This is a genomic window from Pseudodesulfovibrio cashew (assembly GCF_009762795.1).
GTDB lineage: Bacteria > Desulfobacterota > Desulfovibrionia > Desulfovibrionales > Desulfovibrionaceae > Pseudodesulfovibrio > Pseudodesulfovibrio cashew.
This window is the reverse complement of record NZ_CP046400.1, coordinates 2,483,337-2,505,282: the sequence shown is the minus strand read 5'-3', so window position 1 is coordinate 2,505,282 and position 21,946 is coordinate 2,483,337. Positions and strand designations below refer to the sequence as shown.

Below are 21,946 nucleotides of genomic sequence, written 5' to 3'. Positions count from 1 at the left end.
GCAGGTCCTCACAACAGACGAATAAAAAAAGACCCCGCCGAAATGAGGCGGGGTCTTTTCTATGTCCATGCGGACGGAAACTATTTGACAGCTTCTTTCAGAACCTTGCCGGGCTTGAACTGGGCAACCTTGGTGGCCGGGATCTTGATCTCGGCGCCAGTGCGGGGGTTGCGGCCGGTGCGAGCCTTGCGCTCGGACACGCTGAAGGTGCCGAAGCCGGTAAGGGTCAGCTTGTTGCCAGCGGCCAGCTCATCCGTGATGATATCGAGAATGGCATTCATGGAAGCTTCGGCCTGGGCTTTGGAAGTGCCGTTTTTCTCGGCAATTTTGGCAACGAGTTCTGCTTTGGTCATTCTGTCTCTCCTACGTTTTATCAGATGGGTTTATCAACAATTGAACGCGAAAGTATTTCCTCCCTTTACACGCTAGCGCAAATGAGGGGAAGTCAAAAAATAGCGTCTGCAACAAAAATCCTCAATTTTCTGCCCGCTCCCGGCCGGTAGGACGACTTTTTCGCCCACTCTCCCAATGCCCCCTTACAATGACAAGCCGTATTTCTTGAGCAACGAGTAAAAATGGGACCGGGAAAGCTTGGAGGCCTTGAGAATTCTAGGCAGATCGCCTTCACATTGGCGAATCAACTCCCCCAGATAGACCTTTTCCGCAACGCCCTTGAACTCGCGCAGTGAGGGCAGCTCCTCATCAAAGATATCTTCGAAAATCTCCTGTCCGATTTTTCGGACACCCACGGACTCCGCCGGGCAGTCGCCCTCCTCCAGGACCTCGGTTCCGGTCATGCGCTTGATCTGGGACTTGGCCACCTGGATACGCAGGGTACGCGGCAAATGCATGGCGTAGAGCGTCTTCTCGTCACCGGAGGCGACCACGGCTCTCTCGAGAATATTGAATAATTCCCGAACATTGCCAGGCCAAGAATGGCTCTCCAGAGTCGTGAAGAAATCCGACCCAAAGGCTTTGCCGCCCATGCCGTACTGCTCGCAGAGCCGGGCCACCTTGAAACGGGCCAGGTCGCGAATGTCCTCACTGCGCTGACTGAGCGGGGCCAGGTGAATGCGCATCGTCTTGATCCGGAAAAGCAGATCGGAACGGAAGGTGCCCTGCTCCACCATCTCGTCCAGGTCTCTGTTGGTAGCCGCTATGAGCCTGAAATCGCTGGTCTGCTCTCGGGTGTCGCCCACGGGCCGGAAGGTATGCTCCTGAAGCACCCGTAAAAAGGACTTCTGCAGGGAAAGCGGCATCTCGCCGACCTCGTCCAGAAAGAGCGTGCCGCCGTCAGCCACCTTGACCAGCCCGGTGCGGTCGGTCTGGGCTCCGGTGAAAGCCCCTTTGCGGTGGCCGAAAAGCGTCGATTCCACAAGGGATTCCGTCAATCCGGCGCAATCCACCACCACGAACTGGCCGGACTTGCGCTTGGAATTGGCGTGGATGGTTGAGGCGAACAACTCCTTGCCGGTCCCGGTCTGGCCGGTGATCAGCACGTTGGAATCGGACCGGGCGGCCTGTGACATGAGTTCCAGGCTCGCCTTGATGGACGGACTCGAGCCCACCACGTTGCTTCGATCCAGGCCGTTGCCCTTGATCTTGCCGACCTTTTCCTCATGGTATTTCAAGGCGCGCCCCAGCGTCAGGGAAATCTCGCGAACGCTGGAGGGTTTGAGCAGGTAGTCCCACGCACCGCCCTCGATGGCCACCTCTGCGCCGTCCGGATCGCCCTTGCCCGTGAGAATGATCACCTCTGGCGGCTGCGGCAGGGCCATAATCTCCGGCAGGATGTCCAGGGAGTTGCCGTCGGGCAGCCTGACATCAAGGAATATCACGTCGTAATCCTTGGCGCGCGCCAGCCGGAGGCCCTCCTCCAGAGTATGAGCCGAGTCGCTCTGATGGGTCAGCCTGGAGATCAGGCTTTCCATTGTTTCGCAAACTTCAAAATCGTCGTCTATGACCAGTATTTGAGCCACATTGCCCCCCTGAAGGCCCGCTATTCGACTTCAAGGACGCTCTCGATGGCGCCCGAAAGGTAGTCTTTGTCGTAGGGTTTGATAACCACCTGACGGACATTGGGCAAGTGCGAGGCGGCAGTGGCCGCGTCCTCGCGGCCGGAAACCAGGATTACCGGCAGGTCCGGCAGGAACTCGGACACCTGCCGCGCCAGTTGAGCTCCGCTCATGCCGGGCATGTCGTAGTCCGTGATGAGCAGGTCGAAAAGGCGCGGCGTGGCCTTGGCCCGAATGAGCGCCTCTTCCGGCTCGCGCAGGGCCGTGACCCGATATCCCATGTTCTCCAGCAGGCGCGGCGTAGTCAAAAGCTGATCCTCATCGTCCTCCACAAAAAGAATGTGCGCCCAGCCCCGCCGGCCTTTCGGGCCGTTGCCGCCATGCTCCTCCTCTGCTTCGTCACCCCTCGGCAGGTACACCTCGAAGACCGTTCCGCCGCCCTCCCGACCGAGAACCCTGAGGCCGCCCCGGTGGGACCGGACGATGCCGTGGACCACGGCCAACCCCAGCCCGGTGCCTTCGGTCTTGTCCTTGGTTGAAAAGAACGGATCGAAAATCTTGTCCACGATGTCCTGGGGAATGCCCGGGCCGTCGTCCTCGATGCTCAGTCGCACGTAGTCGCCGGGGATCAACCCGAGCATACCTGCGGCCTCATCGTCCAGAAGGGCCTGGTCCACCCGCATGCCGATAGTGCCTCCGGTCTCGCGCAGAGCGTGGAAGGCGTTGGTGCACAGATTCATGACCACCTGGTGCAGTTGGGTGGGATCGGCCTGAACCCGGGCCAGCCCGCCTGCAATGGTGGAACGAACCTTGATGTTGCCCGGCATGGAGGCCTCCAGCAGACCGAGGACTTCAGACACCACCGCGCCCACGTCCGTGGAGGTAAACCCTTCCGTGGACGGACGACTGAAGGCCAGGATCTGCTTGACCACCCGGCCGCCGCGTCGGGCCGCCTTCAGCACCCGGCGCATGTCATTGGCGGTCACGGAATCAGGATCGACATCACCCACGGCCAACTCGGTGGAGTTGATGATGGATGTCAGGATGTTATTGAAATCATGGGCAATCCCACCAGCAAGCGTGCCGATAGCTTCCAGTTTCTGGGACTGGAGCAACTGTTTCTCAAGGTTCAACTCCTTGGTCACGTTCTCCGCCGTACTGAGCACGCCGACCACGTTGCCGGCCTGGTCCCGGATGGGCACCTTGTTGATCTCGAGCCAGGCCATACTGCCATCGGCGTCCGGCAATTTTCGACGAACCTTGCGGAACACGTCGCGCTGGCTGATCACCGCCCGGTCGGCCTCCACCGCCCATTCCACGTGATTGCGGTCACGCATGACTTCGCGGGCCGATTTGCCCACGACCTTGTGGGGATCTTCATACCCGAAGAACTCGGCATAGGGTCGGTTGATGCCGAGATACCTGCCGTTGACGTCCTTCCACGACACCAGATGAGGCACGGTGTCCATGAGGGTCTCCTGGAACGCGAGCTGATCCTTGATCTTCCGCTCCACCTTCCTGCGCTCAATCATCGTCACTGTCAGGAAGAACATGACCACGACGAGGATCACTAGGCTGATGATGATGGTCCAGAAGAGTTCCTTGGGCAGCTCGTAAAAAGGGTCTGGCGCGTTGATGATCCGGCTGCCGGGAGGCAGTTGCTTCTCGTGAATGTTGAGCCGGGACAGGACGTTATAATCGAATTCATAATTCCCGATGGGCTTGCGGTAGACGGGGATGGAGTCGGCCTTATCCCCCTTGAGGATACGCAGGGCCATCTCGGCCCCTTTCTCGCCGTTCATGAAACCGGAGATCAGGCCGCCGCCCAGTGCGCCGTGCCCCAGCAGAAACTCCCACGCCGTGTATATGGGCACGGTGGACCGCTCGTAGATGGCCTCCATGACCTCTTCCGCCGTGTAGTAGCGCCCCCCGATGACCTGATAGAAGGGGATGAAGAAGAGAAAGGTGTCCTGGTCCAGTGTCTGCAGTCTGTCCAGGACCTGCTGCAGGGTCAGGTGCGTCCAATACTCCACGGTCAGGCGCCCCTTGTACTCGGGCACCTTGGCCTCGACCTGGTGCCGAATGGCCACGGCTGCGGTGGAGTCGTCGCCCACGACCACCATACGTCGCTTGTCCGGATGGAGTTTGAGTGCCACGTCCAGGGTTTGCCCAAGATCGAAGTTCTCGATCACCCCGGTTATGTTCCCTGAGTTCAAGGCTTTTTCATCAAAATCGTTGACGCCGCAGAACACCAGGGGGACACCGGGAAAGAGCGTGTCCCGATGCTCCATGGCAAAACGGAAAGCGTCATTGTCCGAAACCATGACGATATCGAAGTCCTCGTTGCGGTATTTCTCCCGGTAGAGGCGCAGAAGCATGTCCGCCACTTCCTCGTAGCTGAACCGCTTGGTGTCCATATATTCCACCTGGAGATCTATCTTGAAATCACAGTCGTCGAAGACCGACCTGATTCCCTCGAGGATGGCATCGGACCACCGGTACCCGTGATGGTAGGAGTTGATGTACAAAACGGTCTTCTTGGCCTTCTCCGCCCGGGCCGTCATGGGCAACAGCAGAATAAGCGCCAGGATAATCAGTATATTTCGCATGCTTTTCATAGGAGTCTCTTGGTTTCACTCTCGCGTCCATTACGTAAATACGCCATTTTCGCAATATGCAAAAGGCGGACCGCAATCTCCCTCACCAACCTCGCCTTCAGTTCATTTTTTTGTGCAATTTCAGTGAACGGGCTGTACAACAAAGTCGAGAGTGCGCTATGGTTCGAATGACACTCAAACAAGGAAGGTACGTCATGAAACGTTACATTACCCCTCTTATCCTCGCCTGCTTTTTGGTGGCGGGTTTCGGTTGCGCTGCCAACAAGGCCCAACAAGGCGCCACTGTCGGCGGCCTCGCCGGTGCCACCATCGGCGCGCTCACCTTCAAGGACAAGCTCCTCGGCGCAGCCGTAGGCGCCGGAGTCGGCGTGCTCATGGGCTATATCGTGGGCAACGAGTGGGACAAGTCCGATGAACAGAAACTCCAGTACTCCATGGAGCACAACAAGTCCGGCCAGACCACTTCCTGGACCAACCCGGATACCGGCGAAGCCTACGCCGCCACTCCCGGCCACCCCTATGTCTCCGAAAGCAAGGTCTACCGTGACGTGATCATCAAGGACAAGGACGGCCGCGAAGTCATGGCCAAGGCCTGGCGCGACGACAAGGGCGTCTGGCACCTGAAGCAGTAGACACGGACAGCCGCTTCGTTAAGTGAATCGTTAGCGAGTTTCCGAGCTTACGAGATCTTATACCCCAGGCATGCTGCGAAAAGACGGCACCCTTGCGTATCGCAATACGCAGTGGGCGGCGTCTTTTCCGCTTCAACAGCAGACGAGACCTCAACGCCCTGAGCTAAGACAACAGCGCCACCCGACGAAAGGCTTTGGCACTGACGGGCTACCTACAGACAAACGGTGAGCAAAAAAGGAAAAGGCCTAGCTCTTCCCGGAATGATCCCCAGAGACAAGCGCCTCCCCGAAGCCCGGGAGGTGAAAGCTAGCTGACGATGTAGCAGGTCGGGAACTGCGACTTCAACCGGAGCTGGACCGCCTCGGCCTTGTCGCGGCTGACGAAGCTGCCCGCCTGTACGATATGAAGAATCTGGCCGTCGCGATTCACGGTGTTGATGACCGCGCCCGTGTAGCCCGCTGCCACCAGCCTGCGGTGTGTGCGTTCGGCGTTGTCCCGAACGGCAAACGCCCCCACCCGGACATGGTAGTATTTGATGGCACTCTTGACCACCTGCACCCGTTTCGCGCCCGGTGCCGCGCCGAGAGCGGTAATCCTGACCTTGGCCACGCCCCGCTCCACCGTGCCCAGCCGCTTGGCCGCGCCATAGGACAGATCCAGAATACGGCCTCGGACGAACGGGCCCCTGTCATTTATGGTCAGCTCTACCGAACGGTCGTTCTCAAGGTTGGTCACCCTGACGCGCGTCCCGAGAGGCAGGGTCTTGTGGGCTGCGGAAATGCCGTACATGTTGTATGTCCGACCGTCTGCCGTCTTGTTGCCGTGAAAATCCGACCCATACCAGGAGGCCAGGCCTACCTCGTCGTATCCTGCCGCGCTCTGGAGCGGATAATACGTCCTGCCGAGGACGGTGTACGGCTTGGTCTTGGGATCATAGGTCCGGGGAGCAGAGATCTTCCCGCCCGATGGCGGGGAGGAAGGGACGTGGGAGGCGCACCCGGTCATGGCCAGCAGGACCGAAACAGCGAACAAAGCCAGGATGCGGCGCATGGTACCCTCCACCGTGCGGATTGTTGGGCGTAACTGGAACCGCCGCGAAACACAGACCCATCCCGGCCGGCGATCCGCTTCGAGGAAAATCCGCAAGACCCTCTCGAAATTCTCTAGAAATATACTGAATGGCCGGGCAAAAGGCAATGTCCCCATGACGTCACCGTCCATTTATCAAAATATAGTGGACTAACACCACCGGATTACCTATATTATTGACGTTTTAAACTTGTAAACGACTACTCACATGTTCACCAAGCCCTTCTTCCGCCTCCTGCCCTTCATGCTGCTCCCGTTATTCTGGAGCGCGCTGTTCGGTCCGGGCGCGCTGAGCGCCTTTGCCGAAAAGGAGAAGATAATCCTGGCGGTCCCCCAGACCGGATGGCCTCCCTATGTCATCCCTGCGGACAACCAGGGCGGGGACCGCGGAATCATGATCGACATCATGCGTGAGGTGACCCGACGGGACGGACGCGAGTTGACCTTGGTTCATCTTCCGGAAAAACGGGCGCTCATGCAGTTGAGGGAGGGAACGGTGGACGCCCTCCCCAAGGCCATGGAGTGGGTCGACGACCCCGAGAGCTTCCGCTGGACCACTCCGGTCACCTCCAGTTCAGACTACATCCTGTTCCGTAAGGAATGGAGACTCTTCACCACCCCCAACGCCATGACCGGCCTGAACGTCGGCACCATCCTCGGCTACACCTATCCCACACTGGAGGATCGCTTCCGGGACGGCAGCATCCTGCGGCGCAACGCCAACTCCACGGAATCCCTCATGCGCATGCTCCAGCGGGGGCACGTGGATGTGGCTGTGGCCAACAAGATCGTGGCCGAATGGATCATCAGGAACAACGACGACCTAGGCAAAGACGATTTCCGCTTCAGCGAGAAGCCGATCCACACGGCGCCCTACCGCTTTGCCTTCACCAAGACGTGGGATTGCCGGGAATTCATCAAGACCTTCGATCGCGAATTCGAAACCATGCGCAAGGACGGCAGCCTCAAGGCCATCCTGGAGCAATATCGGTAGGCGTCACTTCGTGTATCGGGGCCGGACCATGTTCTCCGGCTTGAGAATCTCGTCCAACTGCTCCCGGGTAAGGTACCCTTTCTCCAACACGATGGCATACACGGAGCCGCCGGTTCGCATGGCTTCCTTGGCGATCTCGGCAGACTTCTCGTACCCGATGTACGGATTGAGCGCGGTGACCAGGCCAATGGAATGCTCCACCAGCTCACGGCACCGCTCGCGGTTGGCCGTGATTCCGCTCACGCACTTGTCCGCCAGAGTAAGGCAGGCCCGCCTGAGCATGTTGATGGACTGGAACAGGGAGTAGCCGATGACCGGCTCCATGACGTTGAGCTCAAGCTGCCCCGCTTCAGATGCCATTGAAATGGTCACATCATGACCGATGACGGCGAAGGCCACCTGGTTGACCACCTCGGGGATGACCGGGTTGACCTTACCCGGCATGATCGACGAACCGGGCTGCATGGGCGGCAGGTTGATCTCGTTGATCCCGCACCGGGGCCCGCTGGAGAGCAGGCGCAGGTCGTTGCATATCTTGGAAAGCTTCACGGCCACCCGCTTGAGCACACCCGAAAGCTGGACATAGACTCCGGTGTCCTGGGTGGCTTCCACCAGATCAGGGGACTGCTTCAAATTGAGGGTGGTGATCTCCACAAGCTTTTCGGTCACGGTCCGTGCATAATCCGGGTGCGAGTTGAGCCCCGTGCCGATGGCCGTTGCCCCCATATTGATCTCGTAGACCAGGTCCTCGGCCTCGTCCACGCGCTGGATGTCCTCGCCCACGGTTACGGCCCAGGCAGTGAATTCCTGCCCCAAAGTCATGGGGACGGCGTCCTGCAACTGGGTGCGCCCCATCTTGAGCACGTCGGCGAACTCATCCCCCTTGCGGGCAAAGGCGTGTTGCAGATGGCGCATGGCCTCCATCAGTTCGCGCAACTCCAGGATCAAGGCGATGTTCAGGGCCGAAGGAAAGACATCATTGGTGGACTGGGACATGTTCACATGATTGAGGGGGTGCAGGTGCTCATAGTCTCCCTTGGGGCGCCCCATCAGCTCCAGGGCCCGATTGCAAACCACTTCGTTGGCGTTCATGTTGGCCGAGGTACCCGCCCCGCCCTGAACGACGTCCACAACGAACTGATCGTGCAATTTGCCCGAGATCAGTTCCTCGCAGGCGCGGCAGATGGCCCGGCTCCTGTCCTCGTCCAACATGCCCAGTGATGCGTTGGCTTCGGCCGCGGCCAGCTTCACGTAGGCCAGGGCCTCGATCAGGCGCGGATAATGGGACATGGGCACGCCCGTGATGTGAAAGTTTTCCCTGGCTCGCAGGGTCTGCACTCCGTAGTAGGCCTCTGCCGGGACCTCGACCTCACCGAGGCTGTCATGCTCCGTGCGATATTCCATGATCATCTCCCGTATTGGTTTCGAATGGCGGTCCAGTACTCCACGTCGGGACTGATGCGCAACATGCCCGCCTCCTGTCCCACTTCCACAATCAGGACCAGGGTGAAAAAGGCGATGACACACCAGCCCGCCAGGCGCATCCGGGAGCCGGGCGCACCCTGCCTGACCAGAAGCAGGCCGGGCAGGATGCCGAACAGGGTACCCACGCCCAGGCCGCCGACCACGTTGAGGGCCTTGAGAAAGATGTCCGGATAGACCGCGCCCACGGCCAGGGGCGGCAGGAAGGCCATGACCCAGCGGACCGCAGGGCTGCGCACAGTATCCTTCGTCACGTCCTTGAGGAAACTCATCAGGGCCACGCCGGTGGCGATGTAGGAGGTGGACATGGCGACCACGGCGAAGGCGATGGACGCGTCTACGAAGACCGTGGAGTTGATCAGCTTGTCCAGGGGCACCGTGGCGGGCTGGTTGAGCTTGAACGCGGTCAGGATGTCCACCCCGTTCGCCGCCTCCATAGGCAGGGTCGCCATGACGGCCACGGTCCAGGCCACGGTCATGGCCATGCCCAGACCTGAGCCGAGCCAGATGGCCTTGGTGATGGCCCTGCGATCATGCCCCAGAGACCGGCACAGGGTCGGCACCACGTTGTGGAAATTGAAGGCCACCACCAGGATCGGCAGACCCGAGGTGAAGAAGGTCATATCCATGGCCATGGGATCGCCGCCCTTGAAGTGGGGAATGACCAGCAACAGCAGTGTGCCGAAGAGCAGCCACATGAGCGTCATAAGCAGGGCGTTGCCCCGCCGAAGGACCATCTCGCCGAAAGAAGCCAGCAGTGTGGCCGGACAGAAATAGATGAGCAGCACGGCCCACTCGGGCAGGGCCACATCCAGGGAATTGACCGCCACCGAGGCGACCCCGGCAAGATAGGCGGTGAGCAGGCCGTAGAGGATAACTAGGTTGGCGGCCACGCTGATCCACTTTCCCGCAGGGCCGAGCACGGCCTCGAAAAAGGTGGGCAGGTCGGCGTCGCGGTTCTGTGCCAGAAACGGCTGCCGGGCGATAACCAGACCGGTCGTGGTCATGAGCGCCCAGACGGCCAGCGCGCCGCCCACGGCGGGCAGCAGCCCGGCCGGGCCGAGATTGATGGGCAGAGCCAGGATGCCTGCGCCGACCATATTTCCTGTAACGATTAGAGCGGTGGTGAAGATTTTCCCGGCAGATGGGGATTGGGTCATGGGAGCCTCCGGAGGTGGAACGGGGAAAAGTAACGCGAAACGCCAAACTACACCAATTTTACCCGGATTTGAACGGGAACCTGCGGCGTCACGCATTCTCTGCTTGCGTCGCGTCGCGCTTTCGGTTAACCGCTTCCCTGCGCACCTGCGCCCATTACATATTATCGGAGACTCCATGAGCACCAAGACAACCAACGACAAACTGCGCAATATCGCTATCATCGCCCACGTCGACCACGGCAAGACCACCCTGGTTGACGCCATGTTCAAGCAGTCCGGCCTGTTCCGCGAGGGACAGGAAGTGGACGACCGGATCATGGATTCCATGGATCTGGAACGCGAACGCGGCATCACCATCGCGGCCAAGAACTGTTCCGTCAGCTGGAAGGACGTGAAGATCAACATCATCGACACTCCCGGCCACGCCGACTTCGGTGGCGAGGTGGAGCGGTCCCTGTCCATGGCCGACGGCGCCATCCTGCTGGTTGACGCATCCGAGGGGCCGCTGCCCCAGACCCGCTTCGTGCTCAAGAAGGCGCTGGAGCAGGGGCTGGCCCTGATGGTCGTCATCAACAAGGTCGACCGCCAGGACGCCCGGCCCGACGAAGTGCTGGACGAAATTTACGACCTCTTCATCGATCTCGACGCCTCCGAGGAACAGCTCGACTTCCCCCTGCTCTACGCCATCGGCCGCGACGGCATCGCCATGGAGTCCCCCGAGGAACGCGGCGAGAACCTGCATATCCTCCTCGACATGGTCGTGGACAAGGTGCCCGGTCCCTCCTACGACGAAAACGAGCCGTTCCAGATGCTCGTGTCCGATCTTTCCTACTCCGACTACCTGGGCCGCCTCGCCATCGGCAAGGTCCACCACGGCTCGGCCAAGTCCAATGACCAGCTCCTGTGCCTGGCAGACGGCGGCCGCGAAGTCCCGCTCAAGGTGACCAAGCTCCAGACCTACGACGGCCTCCAGGTGGTGCCCACCGAGACATGCCAGCCCGGTGACATCGTGGTCGTCGCTGGCATCGAGGACGTCAAGATCGGCGACACCATCTGCAACAAGGAAGCGCCCAAGGCCCTGCCCCGCATCACCGTGGACGAGCCCACCGTGTCCATGCGCTTCGGCATCAACACCTCTCCCCTGGCGGGCAAGGAAGGCACCCACGTCCAGTCCAACAAGATCCGCGAGCGCCTCCTCAAGGAGACCCTGCTCAACGTGGCCATCCAGGTGGAGGACACCGAGAGCCGCGATGCATTCCTGGTCAAGGGACGCGGCGAGTTCCAGATGGCCATTCTGGTAGAGCAGATGCGCCGCGAGGGCTTTGAGCTTTCCGTCGGCCGCCCCGAGGTCATCTTCAAGTACGATGAGGCTGGCAAGAAGCTGGAGCCCATCGAACACCTCTTCGTGGACTGCGACGAGGACTTCATGGGCATCGTCACCGAGAAGATCCAGACCCGCAAGGGCCGCATGACCAACATGGTCAACCACGGCACCGGCCGTGTCCGCCTGGAGTTCTCCGTCCCCTCCCGCTCCCTCATCGGCTACCGCGACGAATTCCTGACCGACACCAAGGGCACCGGCATCATGAACTCCTACCTGGAAGGCTACGGCGAATTCCGGGGCGAGTTCTCCTCCCGCTACACCGGCTCTCTGGTGGCCGACCGCGCGGGCAAGGGCGTTGCCTACGGCATCTTCAACCTGGAGCCGCGCGGCCGCATGTTCATCGTGCCCGGCGACGCCATCTACGAAGGGATGATCGTTGGCGAGCACAACCGCGACAACGACATCAACATCAACCCATCCAAGGAAAAGAAGCTGACCAACATGCGCGCCTCCGGCAAGGACGAGGCCGTCATCCTGACCCCGGTCAAGCCCATGACCCTGGAGTTCGCCCTGAACTTCATCAAGGACGACGAACAGGTCGAAGTGACTCCCCAGTCCGTGCGCCTGCGCAAGATCGAGCTCTCCGCCCTGGTGCGCCACCGCGAGGAAGGCAAGAAGAAAAAGGCGAAACAGAACGCCTAGCAAAAACTACACTTCTGTAGGATAAAAGGACTGCGGCCATGGCCGCAGTCCTTTTTTTATGGCCATGACAACAATACCTTCGATGCAAACCCTTCCGGCCATTTCCTGAAAGCACGGTCATTTTGACCCAAATTCAGACTCTATAGGGCTGAATTATCAAACCAATTGACACATTATGTCACTGCGTGCGACATACTCCAAACCTATTGCTTTCACCCACCAAAAGCTCAAGGAGATTGTATCATGTCCAAACACTTCACCCGGTTCATCGCCGTCCTGTTCCTGGCCGTCCCGCTCATGCTGGCCGCCGGCAACGCCTCGGCTGAACCGTCCGGCAAGCTGATCATTTTCCACGCCGGAAGTCTGTCCGTCCCCTTTGCCCAGATCGAAAAGAATTTTGAAGCCATGTATCCCAAAGTGGACGTCCTGCGCGAAGCGGGCGGCTCCACCAAGATGGCCCGGATGATCTCCGAGGTCGGCAAGCCCGCCGACATCATGGCCTCCGCCGACTACGTGGTCATCGACAAGAACCTCATCCCCAAGTTCGCCTCCTGGAACATCCGCTTCGCCTCCAACCAGATGGTGCTCTGCTACACGGACAAGTCCAAGTTCGCCGACAAGATCAACAGCGACAACTGGGCCGACATCCTGCTGACCAAGGGTGTTGTCTGGGGCCACTCCGACCCGAACCTGGACCCCTGCGGCTACCGCTCGCTGATGGTCCTGCAACTGGCCGAAAAGTTCTATGAAAAGCCCGGCCTCTACGAGCATTTTCTGGCCAACCGTCCTGAAAAAAACGTCCGGCCCAAGTCCGTTGAGCTCATCTCCCTGCTCCAGTCCGGCCACATGGACTACGCCTGGGAATACCTGTCCGTCGCCGTGCAGCACGGCCTCAAGTACGTCACCCTGGACAAGCACCTGAACCTGGGCGACTACTCCATGACTCCGTACTACAAGGCCGCCCGCGTCCAGGTCACCGGCAAGAAGCCCGGCACCTTCATCGAGCGTGTCGGCAAGTCCATCACCTACGGTATCACCAAGATCGACAAGGCCCCCAACCCGGAAGCGGCCGACGCCTTCCTGGCTTACCTCTTCTCGCCCGAAGGCGGCCTCAAGATTCTCAAGGACATGGGCCAGCCTCCGTTCGTACCCGTGCGCACCAGCGCGGAAGGCATGGAGAAGCTGCCCGAGGCCATCAAGCCTCTGGTCACCGTTTCCGAGTAGATAAATGCCTGACAATGCAACAGGAAGGGGAGGGGTGCTTGCATCCCTCCCCGGTCTCGTCTTCCAGGGGTGGATGACGGCATCGGCGGCGCTGGTGCTCATATTCATCGGCCTGCCGCTGGCCTTCACCATCACCGGCCCCAAGTGGGACGTGTTCGTGGAGACCCTGGCCGACCCCGAGGTCCTCAAGTCGGTCTGGCTCTCCATGTCCACCTCGGCCATGGCCGCTGGCATTGCCTTCGCTTTCGGCACGCCCCTGGCCTACTTCCTGGCCCGTCATGAATTTCCCGGCAAAAAGATCGTCGAGAGCCTGGTGGACCTGCCCATCATGATCCCCCACCCGGTGGTGGGCATCGCCCTGCTCAGCCTGACCAGCCCGAACACCGTGTTCGGAGCCTTTCTCCAATCCCTCGGCGTCGAAATCATGGGTACGACCACCGGCATTGTGGCCGTGCTCGTCTTCGTGGGCATGCCATTCTACGTCAACACGGCCAAATCCGGCATCGAAGCCACGCCCCGCCGCCTGGAAAACGTCTCGCGCTCCCTGGGCGCCGGCCCGGCGGCCACCTTTTTCCGTGTCACCCTGCCCCTGTGCTGGCGCTACATGCTGGTCGGCATGATCATGTGCATGGCCCGCGCCATCAGCGAATTCGGGGCCATCATCATCGTGGCCTACCACCCCATGGTCGCCCCGGTGCTTATGTACGAGCGCTTTACGGCTTACGGGCTCAAGTACTCCCAGCCGGTGGCCGTCATCCTCATCGTGGTCAGCATGCTGTTCTTCCTGCTGCTGCGGACCCTTTCCACCCCGGGAGCCAAGGAACGATGATCCGCCTGACCGACCTGTACATGGAATTGCCCGGCTTTATCCTGGATCACGTCACCCTGCACGTGCGGCCCGGCGAATTTTTCGCCCTTATGGGTTCCACCGGCTCGGGCAAGACGCTGGTATTGGAAACCGTGGCCGGACTGACCAAACTCGACGGCGGCAGTGTGGAGATAGGCGGACGCGATGTCACGTCCCTCCCGCCCGAAGGCCGCAAGGTCGCCCTTGTTTACCAGGACCACGCCCTGTTCCCGCACCTGACCGTGCTGCAAAACGTGATGTACGGCCAACGATACCACGGCATAAACAAGGAAGAAGGTCGGCGTGAGGCCCGCGCCCTGCTTGACACCCTCGGTCTCTCGCGCGTGGAAAACCGCAAGCCCGCGCGCCTCAGCGGCGGAGAGAAGCAACGCACCGCACTGGCCCGAGCCCTGGCCTGCCGCCCGGACGTGATCCTTCTGGACGAGCCTCTCTCCTCCCTGGACCCGCAGTTCCGGGGCGAGCTGCGCCATACCCTGCGGGACGTCCACCGTACCACGGACACCACTTTCCTGATGGTCACACACGACTTCACCGACGCCATGGTGCTGGCCGAACGCGCCGCGGTCATCAAGGACGGCAAACTCCATCAGCAAGATGAAGTGACCAACATATTCCGCCGCCCGGCAACCCCGTTCGTGGCCTCCTTCGTGGGCATGACCAACGTCTTTCCCGCCATATACGCAGGCGACGGCTGCACGTTCGCGGCAACCCGTTTCGAGAGGCTGCCCGCCCTGCCGGACTGGGACGCGGGCTACGCCGCCCTGCGGCCCGAAGACATCATCGTGGGAGCCGAGGCCGACTTCCCCTCTGGCTGGTGCGTGCTGCAAGGTGAGGTGGAGCGTCTTGAACGGGAAGGATTCACCTGGACTGCGACCATTGTCAGCGGCGGAGAGCACTTCACCGCAATGGTCGACCGGCATATGGTCCTCAACCGTGGACTGGAGACCGGTTCGCGCGTGGCCCTGGGCTTCGCACGCCATCACCTCCACCACATGCCCGAGACACGATAGGACTACCCCAAAAGTTCCCTTTCCAACTTCCATGGGATCAATCCCGTAGCATTCCCTTGACAATTCAGCCCGATCTGCCAACGTCGTAGGCTATACGATCCAAAGGAGGCGATTATGGGCAACGATATGCATCCGTTCGTCCGGGAGGCGGCCGAACAGACAAGGAAAGGCTTCATCAGCCGCCGCGATTTTTTCAAATACGCAGCCTGCTTCGGCATTTCCGCCATGAGCGCAGGCACGCTCCTCGGGCTCTCCGCACCGGAGATCGCCCTGGCGGCCGAGCCGGACTGGAAGGGGCTGGCCAAGGAGAGCCCCTTCGAAATCAAGAACCGGCTCATCGACATGGCCGAGGAGGCCTGTTCCAAGCAGCAGTGCTCCATGATCAACGCGGGCCGGGGCAACCCCAATTTTCTCAACACCACAGTACGCAAAGGGCTGTCGCTGCTGACCCTGTTCGCTGCTGAGACGGCGGAGTCAGAAAGCCCCGCGCCTGACACCGGCCTCAGAATAGCCAAGGACGGATTGGCGGAACGATTCAATGCGTTCATCCAGGCCCAGCGGGGGGCTCCGGGCGCGGTCTTCCTGGAGCAGGCCATGGACTATGCCGCAAGGGAATCGGGACTGGACGCGGATGAATTGATCTTTGAACTGACCGACGGCATCCAGGGCGACTTCTACCCCGACCCGCCGCGCATCTTCCCGGCCACCGAGGCCATCGTCAACCACTACCTGGACCGCGTGGTCTTCTCCGGCAAGCCCCCCAAGGGAAAGTTCAACCTCTTCGCCACCGAGGGCGCCACGGCGGCCATGATCTATATCTTCAATTCCCTGAAGGAGAACATGGTCCTGACCCCCGGCGACAAGGTGGCCATCGTCACGCCCATCTTCTCGCCCTATCTGGAACTCCCGGTCCTTCGGGACTACGGTCTGGAACCGGTCTACATCCGGGGTAGCGAGGCCATGCAGTGGCAGGTGCCGGACTCGGAGGTCGCCAAGCTCAAGGACCCGAAGGTCAAGGCCCTGTACATGGTCAACCCCACCAACCCGACCTCGGTATCCCTCGACGCGGACACGGTCCGGCGCATGGCCGGGACCATCAAGGCGCACAACCCCGATATGGTCATCATCTCGGACACGGTCTATGCGAGCTTCGTTGACGAGTTCAACACCTTCGGCGCGCTGCTGCCGGAGAACATCCTGGGCGTGTATTCCTTCTCCAAGTACTTCGGCGTCACGGGCTGGAGGCTGGGCGTGGTCATGGTCCACGAGAACTGCGTGATAGACCGGCTTATCGCCGCGCTGCCGAAAAAGAAACAGGCCCAGCTGGACCTGCGCTACCGGCTGACCTCCACCAAGCCGGGCAGTATCAAGTTCCTCGATCGTCTGGAGATGGACAGCCGCCAAGTGGCGCTGGCCCATACGGGTGGCCTGTCCGGCCCCCAGCAGGCGGCCATGTGCCTCTTCTCTCTCTTCGAGCTGCTGGACGAAACCTTTGCCTATAAAAAGAGCATCATGGGCATCCTCGGTAAGCGATGGACCGCCCTTTTCAAAGCCGTCGGCCTCCCTGAACCCAAGGGAAACAACCTGACGCGCTACTATGCGCTCATCGACCTGGAGCAGTTGGCAACCAAACTCTACGGAAGTGGATTTGCCAAAAGCCTGTCAAAGCGGCACGCCCTGGAGTTTCTCTTCCGTCTTGCTGGCAAGTACCACACGGTCTGCCTGCCGGGAGCAGGCTTTGCCGGACCGGCCTGGTCCCTGCGAGTGGCCCTGGCCAACATCTCGGAAGAGGACTGCACGGCCATAGGCAAGAACATCCTTGCGGTCATGGCCGACTACAAGAAGGAACTCGGCTGATTCCGCCAAGCTGGCGGATAGGCCTCCGGCGGCCCTCCCGGGGGGCACCTTCGGCGGGACCAGGGAACCTTTTTGAAAAAGGTTCCCTGGACTCTCCCAAACTTTTTGGGTTCGCTTCGCTCAGATCAGAGGGCGTGCTGAAAAATGGGAAAGAGGGTGGAGCTTCGGCAACGAAGGTTATCCCGTTGCCTGGACCTTCACGTAGAGAATCAGGCCGAGCATGGTCAGGCCGATGCCGATCCAGCCCAGCATGCCGGGGATAACGTGGCCCAGCAGCAGCGCCTCGCCCAGGAGGGAGAAGACCACCTCCATGGACTGGGTGCAGTCGGCAGCGGCCAGCTCGGCGGTATTCGCGGCCTGGTGCCGGGCGTAGAGAAACAGGGAGGTCGCCACCACGCCGGAGCACACGGCCACGATGCCGGTTTGAACCAGTTGGCCCGTTGAAGGCGGCGGCGGTGAAACGACGGCAATGAGCACGCCCCATAGCGGGAGAGAGCCGAGGGTCAGCAGGAGCACGCGGCAGATGGAATCGTCCATGGCCGGATGGTCAATGGCGGGCAACCACGTTTTCTCGCCCTTGCGCGCTTCCCAGACGAGCTGGTTGCCGAAAGGATAGGCGAAGGCGGCCACCAGCACGGGCAGCGCGCCCCACAGGGTACTGGAGAGATCGGCGGTGGCGGCCTGCTCCACGTTGATCAGCAGCACCCCGGCGAAAATGACCAGGGTCAGGAGGATGGCGCGCAGCGGCACCCGCCTGCCGAAGCCGAGCAGGACAAAGGGCGTGGCCAGGATGGTCAACTGCCAGGTGGCGGCCACCACCCAGCCTGGCGTGAACACCGAACTGAAGGTGATCAGCGCGTAGAAGACACCGAACCCCACTGATCCGGCCACGGTCCAGAAAATCCAATGCTTGCGAAAAAGCTTCAGGGTCTCGATGCCGAGCCGCGCTCTGCCGCTGACGGCCAGCCACCCGGCCAGAAGCAACAGCATCCAGAAATAGCGCAGGCTGGCGGACCAGACCCAATGTCCGCCATCCAGAGACATGGCCCGGTTGAGCACAAAGGTGGAACTGAAAAACAGGGCGGCCAGGCAGCCGGTGAGCAGAATACGAAACATGGCTGTGTGATCAGGAAAAAACGTAAAGAAGGGCCGCACCGACCACGGCGACCATGAGGATGACTTCCGGCAGGGCCGAACGCCCGAAATCGCGGAAACCGAGATCCTTGTCCAAATGGTAATAACGGACACCGGCAAAAATCACGAAGACCGGCCCGGCCATGAAGGTGAACTTGCCAAGGGTTCCGAGCTCGCGCAGCAGGACAGCGGATACGGTCTGCCCCTGAGACGCCAGAAAAACGTCTACCTTCTCCAGCACGAAGCCAAAGGCCATGAACGACAGAGCCGTGCGGCACCAGGCGAGAAACGTCCGCTGGTTGGCCAGCCGAGTGCGCTGCCGAGCCAGACGCGAGCGAACCCGCGACTCCTCATTGCGCTCTTCCGCCAGTTCGAGCCGAGTCTCCTCTTTCGGAACCATGTAAGCCTCCAGGCCGTTTGCTAGCATATCCGACAACGTTTGTCCCCTGCCGGGAGGACGACAATCCCGACAATACAAAAGCATACCGGTAGCAGGGAAGGCAAATGGCCAAGCTTTACAGCAACAGTCTCTTCCGCATACATTAAACTGATGCACCCTCGTATTCGACTCCTCTCAACCGCCGGTACTCTGGCTTTGCTCATGCTGTTGTGCCTGCAGATGACAGCCTACGCCAGGCAGCCTGGGAGACTCGTTTGCGACAATTGGCCACCCTACGAATTCGAAGACGGCGACACGGTGCAAGGCTTTTCCACGGACGTGGTCCGAGCTGTTTACAAGGACATGGGCGTCCCAATCGAGTCAATCACGGTGCTCCCCTGGAAACGAGCGCTCACGGACCTGGAGCAGGGAAAAGCCGATGCCCTGTTTTCCGCCAATGATTCGCCGATCCGCAGACGTTTCGCCCACTTTCCGACAGAACCGCTGGCAGTATCCCCATGGATTGTCTGGAGCCGCAAAGGGGACGTCCCCCCTACCATGGACGCGCTCAAGGGCCGTCGTGTCGGTGTGGTCATCGGCTTCAACTACACCCCCGAATTCTGGGACTTCATCACGCTCTACTGCCATGTTCAGCAAGTGGCGACGGACGAGAGCAATTTTTTGAAACTGGCGCAAAACCGCATCGATTTTACCGTAGCCGAACTCCACAACGGGATGTACCTGCTAAACAAACTAGCCCTGACAGGCATCCTCCCCCGGCCAAACCTGGAAATCATGCGCAACGGCGTATACCTGATCTTCAACCGCAAGCTGGTGGACCAAACCTTCGTAAAGAGCTTTTCGGACCGACTGCGAATTTTCAAGACCGGCGCCGCATACCGTAAGCTGCGACTGAAATATTTCGGCACGGAAGCCCAGGCCAACGAGCTCGTGCCGTAACAGATTGACTTTTCCGCGCCCTCGGGTAGATTTTAAACACTTGTTCAAACTGCTTACCCGTAACTCGCCATGCAACTTCCCTACGTAAAAGAATCCACCAGAGAATATTTCCGAGAGGCCAAGGCTCGGGGCATGTCCCTGCTCGAACGCATTCACGGCTACGTCTATGTTCGGTGGTGCTATCACTATATAGGCCTGGCCGGGGACAAGGACCCATGGTGGCGATATTTATGGGTGCCTCTGGTGGCTCTGGCCAACTGGACTACGCCGTTCAAGCCCTCCCGAGAAAATCCGCTGGGCGACCCGGCGCAAAAGAAACCCACCTGGGGCGACACATACCACGGCAAGGTCATGCCCGGTAAGGAAGCGGTCAAGCTGGTCAAGATCGGGCGCGCAGTAAACACGGAGGTGCCGGAGCAGGTCCTGCCCTTCACCCGGGCAAGGGAGATAGTGCTTGGCAACCCGGACAGCATCGTGCTCCTGGACTGCCCCTGCCGGTCAGGCATGAAGAATCCGTGCACCCCCCTGGATGTCTGCATCATCATCGGCGACCCCATCGCGTCGTTCATGCTGGACCATCACCCGGACAAGGCCCGGCGAATTTCGGCGGACGAAGCCGTGCGCGTGATCAAGGCGGAGAACGCGCGCGGGCATGTCTCACATGCCTTTTTCAAGGACGTCATGCTCGGACGCTTCTACGCCATCTGCAACTGCTGCTCCTGCTGCTGCGGGGCCATGAAGGCCCAGGCCATGGGCGTGCCCATGCTCTGCTCTTCCGGCTACCTGGCAACAGTGGACCCGGAAACCTGCGTCAAGTGCGGTGTCTGCGCTCCCAAATGCCAATTCAAGGCCATCGGATTCGACAAGGACTCCGCATACATCCGAGAGGACCGCTGCATGGGCTGCGGTGTCTGCGTCGACGCATGCGCCAAGAATGCCCTCTCCCTGCACTTGGCCCCGGAGAAAGGTGCACCACTGACGGTGCAAAGCATCTAGGGTCCCGGTTGCGCCTGCGCGCCGGAGGTGATACCTCCAGCGGTCATGAGCATGAATATCACCAGCCAGCGCCCTGCCCCTACCCGGGCGGAACGATTCCCACTTCCCGTCACCCTGGCCGTTTTCCTGCTTCCGTTGGCAGTGGCTGGCGTTGCGGGCTGGTTCTTCGGTCTGGCCTGGGGCATCGCCGTGCTGGCCGTAACCCTATGGTCCGACATGCTTCTGCGGCTGGCCGGAACCAATTTTCGAGGCCTCCGCAAGAAGGACAAAGTCATGGCCCCGCTGGTGGAAAAGACCTTTTCCTGCCACGAGACCGACCCCGAACTGGGCTGGACGCTCAAACCGGCAACTCATTGCATCAACGCTTTTGCCATCCCGCGCAAGAAGCTCAGGCTGGAATACGCCGTGACCACCGACGACAAGGGGCGGCGCGTCACCGGCACAGGCAGCGAGAACGCCCCTACGGCGGAGAACGGCATCAGCTTTTATGGCTGCTCCAACACCTTCGGATGGGGGCTCGATGACGAGGCAACCTACCCGTGGCTGGTGGCCAAGGCGCGTCCGGGCTGTTCCGTGCGCAACTACGGCGTTTCGGGTTATTCTCTCTACCAGATCCTCCTGACCATGGAGAAGACCATAGAGCAGGATCACCCGGCCGTGGCCGTACTCGGGTTCTCTCCCGGACTGGAGGCCCGCTCGGTTTCGGATCATCACTACCTGCGCATCGTGGGTGAACAGGGCGGCACCCCGCCCTCCTGCCTTTCCGTAGCGAAGAAAAACGGCAAACGAATACTGAAACGCTTCGGCACGGAGGCATACAAACGCCTGCCTCTGTCCGGCAGGAGTCCGCTTGTCAAACTTGCGGAGAGATTACTGAACAGGTTGCGTTACGGGGGAAGAGGGAAAAACGATGCCCGCCGCAAAACCACCGAACACCTGCTGCTCTCCATGGAGAACCTTTGCCGCAAGCACGGAACCGTCTTCCACGTGCAATACCTGGTGGCCAATACCGGCTACCGGGACTTCCTGCACCAAACGGGCATGAACTGGGCTCCCGGCCCGGTGGACCTCGACCAATGCGACGAACGGGGCGGCTATCTGTACCGCCTAGCCCCCTTTGACGGTCATCCCAACGCCGAGGCCAACGCCGCCTATGCAAAGACTCTTGGCCCAGTGCTCACCGAGCTGCTCTCCTCGGGCAAATACCGCCCCGCCCCCGGTCAGATGGGCACCACGGAAAGAGACGAGGCCACGGAATCGGCCATCTACCCGGTTTTCTAACTCTTCTTCTTAACAGTACCCATCCGCCTTTCTTTTTCCACTTTTCGTGGAATGCTTGTCTGATCGCCTATTTTTCATGGAATACCTACGCCTTGCGACAAACAAATATCCGCGATATTTCGGCGTGTTGAAATAATTTTATACTAATAATAACAAATAGTTATATAATTTTACCCAAGCACGAAAATATCCTGGCATACCCCTTGCTTTTTATTGTTAA

The 21,946-nt window shown here is 60.3% G+C and carries 18 protein-coding genes; 10 read left to right on the top strand and 8 right to left on the bottom strand.

Annotation, left to right across the window (positions count from 1 at the left end; translation table 11 throughout):
• Nucleotides 1-80 precede the first annotated feature (80 nt).
• The 3 genes from GM415_RS11195 to GM415_RS11185 all read right to left on the bottom strand — a co-directional run bounded on the left by GM415_RS11195 (nucleotide 81) and on the right by GM415_RS11185 (nucleotide 4,633).
• Nucleotides 81-353 (bottom strand): HU family DNA-binding protein, encoded by a 273-nt coding sequence (locus GM415_RS11195; RefSeq protein WP_158948184.1) that lies wholly within the window; start codon nucleotides 351-353, stop codon nucleotides 81-83.
• A gap of 183 nt (nucleotides 354-536) precedes the next feature.
• Nucleotides 537-1,979: a sigma-54-dependent transcriptional regulator gene (locus GM415_RS11190; protein ID WP_158948182.1), complete on the bottom strand. Its 1,443-nt coding sequence runs from the start codon at nucleotides 1,977-1,979 to the stop codon at nucleotides 537-539.
• Nucleotides 1,980-1,999: 20 nt separating this feature from the next.
• Nucleotides 2,000-4,633: a hybrid sensor histidine kinase/response regulator gene (locus tag GM415_RS11185; RefSeq protein WP_242012234.1), complete on the bottom strand. Its 2,634-nt coding sequence runs from the start codon at nucleotides 4,631-4,633 to the stop codon at nucleotides 2,000-2,002.
• Nucleotides 4,634-4,827: 194 nt separating this feature from the next.
• Between GM415_RS11185 and GM415_RS11180 the strand changes: the two genes are divergently transcribed.
• Entirely contained in the window at nucleotides 4,828-5,265 is a 438-nt protein-coding gene (locus tag GM415_RS11180; RefSeq protein ID WP_158948180.1) for a glycine zipper domain-containing protein, read from the top strand.
• A gap of 307 nt (nucleotides 5,266-5,572) precedes the next feature.
• On the opposite strand, the gene GM415_RS11175 is transcribed toward GM415_RS11180, so the two are convergent.
• Nucleotides 5,573-6,316: a septal ring lytic transglycosylase RlpA family protein gene (locus tag GM415_RS11175; protein WP_158948178.1), complete on the bottom strand. Its 744-nt coding sequence runs from the start codon at nucleotides 6,314-6,316 to the stop codon at nucleotides 5,573-5,575.
• Between the two features lie 247 nt (nucleotides 6,317-6,563).
• Here GM415_RS11175 and GM415_RS11170 point away from each other — a divergent pair, with 247 nt between their 5' ends.
• The gene (locus GM415_RS11170) at nucleotides 6,564-7,349 is read left to right on the top strand and encodes a substrate-binding periplasmic protein (RefSeq protein ID WP_158948176.1); all 786 of its coding nucleotides are present in this window, start codon (nucleotides 6,564-6,566) and stop codon (nucleotides 7,347-7,349) included.
• Between the two features lie 3 nt (nucleotides 7,350-7,352).
• Here GM415_RS11170 and aspA read toward each other — a convergent pair whose 3' ends face one another.
• Together aspA and GM415_RS11160 are read right to left on the bottom strand one after the other, a co-directional pair.
• Nucleotides 7,353-8,753 carry an aspartate ammonia-lyase gene (gene aspA, locus GM415_RS11165; RefSeq protein ID WP_199244290.1) on the bottom strand — a complete coding sequence of 467 codons (1,401 nt, stop codon included), beginning with the start codon at nucleotides 8,751-8,753 and terminating at the stop codon, nucleotides 7,353-7,355.
• A gap of 2 nt (nucleotides 8,754-8,755) precedes the next feature.
• A complete protein-coding gene (locus GM415_RS11160) occupies nucleotides 8,756-9,991 on the bottom strand; it encodes an aromatic amino acid transport family protein (RefSeq protein ID WP_158948174.1) in 1,236 nt (411 codons plus the stop codon).
• A gap of 175 nt (nucleotides 9,992-10,166) precedes the next feature.
• On the opposite strand from GM415_RS11160, the gene typA reads away from it, so the two are divergent.
• From typA to GM415_RS11135, 5 genes are all read left to right on the top strand, one after another.
• Entirely contained in the window at nucleotides 10,167-12,017 is a 1,851-nt protein-coding gene (gene typA, locus GM415_RS11155; protein WP_158948172.1) for a translational GTPase TypA, read from the top strand.
• Between the two features lie 243 nt (nucleotides 12,018-12,260).
• Nucleotides 12,261-13,241, top strand: a complete 981-nt coding sequence (gene wtpA, locus GM415_RS11150) for a tungstate ABC transporter substrate-binding protein WtpA (protein WP_158948170.1) — start codon at nucleotides 12,261-12,263, stop codon at nucleotides 13,239-13,241.
• Between the two features lie 34 nt (nucleotides 13,242-13,275).
• A complete protein-coding gene (locus tag GM415_RS11145) occupies nucleotides 13,276-14,070 on the top strand; it encodes an ABC transporter permease (RefSeq protein ID WP_242012233.1) in 795 nt (264 codons plus the stop codon).
• Nucleotides 14,067-15,119: an ABC transporter ATP-binding protein gene (locus GM415_RS11140; RefSeq protein ID WP_158948166.1), complete on the top strand. Its 1,053-nt coding sequence runs from the start codon at nucleotides 14,067-14,069 to the stop codon at nucleotides 15,117-15,119. Before GM415_RS11145 ends, GM415_RS11140 begins: the two co-directional genes overlap by 4 nt.
• A 114-nt stretch (nucleotides 15,120-15,233) precedes the next feature.
• On the top strand, nucleotides 15,234-16,976 hold the full coding sequence (locus GM415_RS11135; RefSeq protein WP_158948164.1) for a bifunctional aspartate transaminase/aspartate 4-decarboxylase: 1,743 nt from the start codon (nucleotides 15,234-15,236) through the stop codon (nucleotides 16,974-16,976).
• A 177-nt stretch (nucleotides 16,977-17,153) separates the two neighbouring features.
• Here the strand turns inward: GM415_RS11135 and GM415_RS11130 are convergent, their stop codons facing one another.
• Both GM415_RS11130 and GM415_RS11125 read right to left on the bottom strand, forming a co-directional pair.
• The gene (locus tag GM415_RS11130) at nucleotides 17,154-18,092 is read right to left on the bottom strand and encodes a DMT family transporter (RefSeq protein WP_158948162.1); all 939 of its coding nucleotides are present in this window, start codon (nucleotides 18,090-18,092) and stop codon (nucleotides 17,154-17,156) included.
• 10 nt (nucleotides 18,093-18,102) lie between these two features.
• The gene (locus tag GM415_RS11125) at nucleotides 18,103-18,510 is read right to left on the bottom strand and encodes a YidH family protein (protein WP_158948160.1); all 408 of its coding nucleotides are present in this window, start codon (nucleotides 18,508-18,510) and stop codon (nucleotides 18,103-18,105) included.
• Between the two features lie 201 nt (nucleotides 18,511-18,711).
• Between GM415_RS11125 and GM415_RS11120 the strand changes: the two genes are divergently transcribed.
• The 3 genes from GM415_RS11120 to GM415_RS11110 all read left to right on the top strand — a co-directional run bounded on the left by GM415_RS11120 (nucleotide 18,712) and on the right by GM415_RS11110 (nucleotide 21,726).
• A complete protein-coding gene (locus GM415_RS11120; RefSeq protein WP_158948158.1) occupies nucleotides 18,712-19,449 on the top strand; it encodes a substrate-binding periplasmic protein in 738 nt (245 codons plus the stop codon).
• 69 nt (nucleotides 19,450-19,518) lie between these two features.
• On the top strand, nucleotides 19,519-20,445 hold the full coding sequence (locus tag GM415_RS11115; RefSeq protein ID WP_158948156.1) for a 4Fe-4S binding protein: 927 nt from the start codon (nucleotides 19,519-19,521) through the stop codon (nucleotides 20,443-20,445).
• Between the two features lie 45 nt (nucleotides 20,446-20,490).
• A complete protein-coding gene (locus GM415_RS11110; protein WP_158948154.1) occupies nucleotides 20,491-21,726 on the top strand; it encodes a hypothetical protein in 1,236 nt (411 codons plus the stop codon).
• The last annotated feature ends 220 nt before the right edge of the window (nucleotides 21,727-21,946 follow it).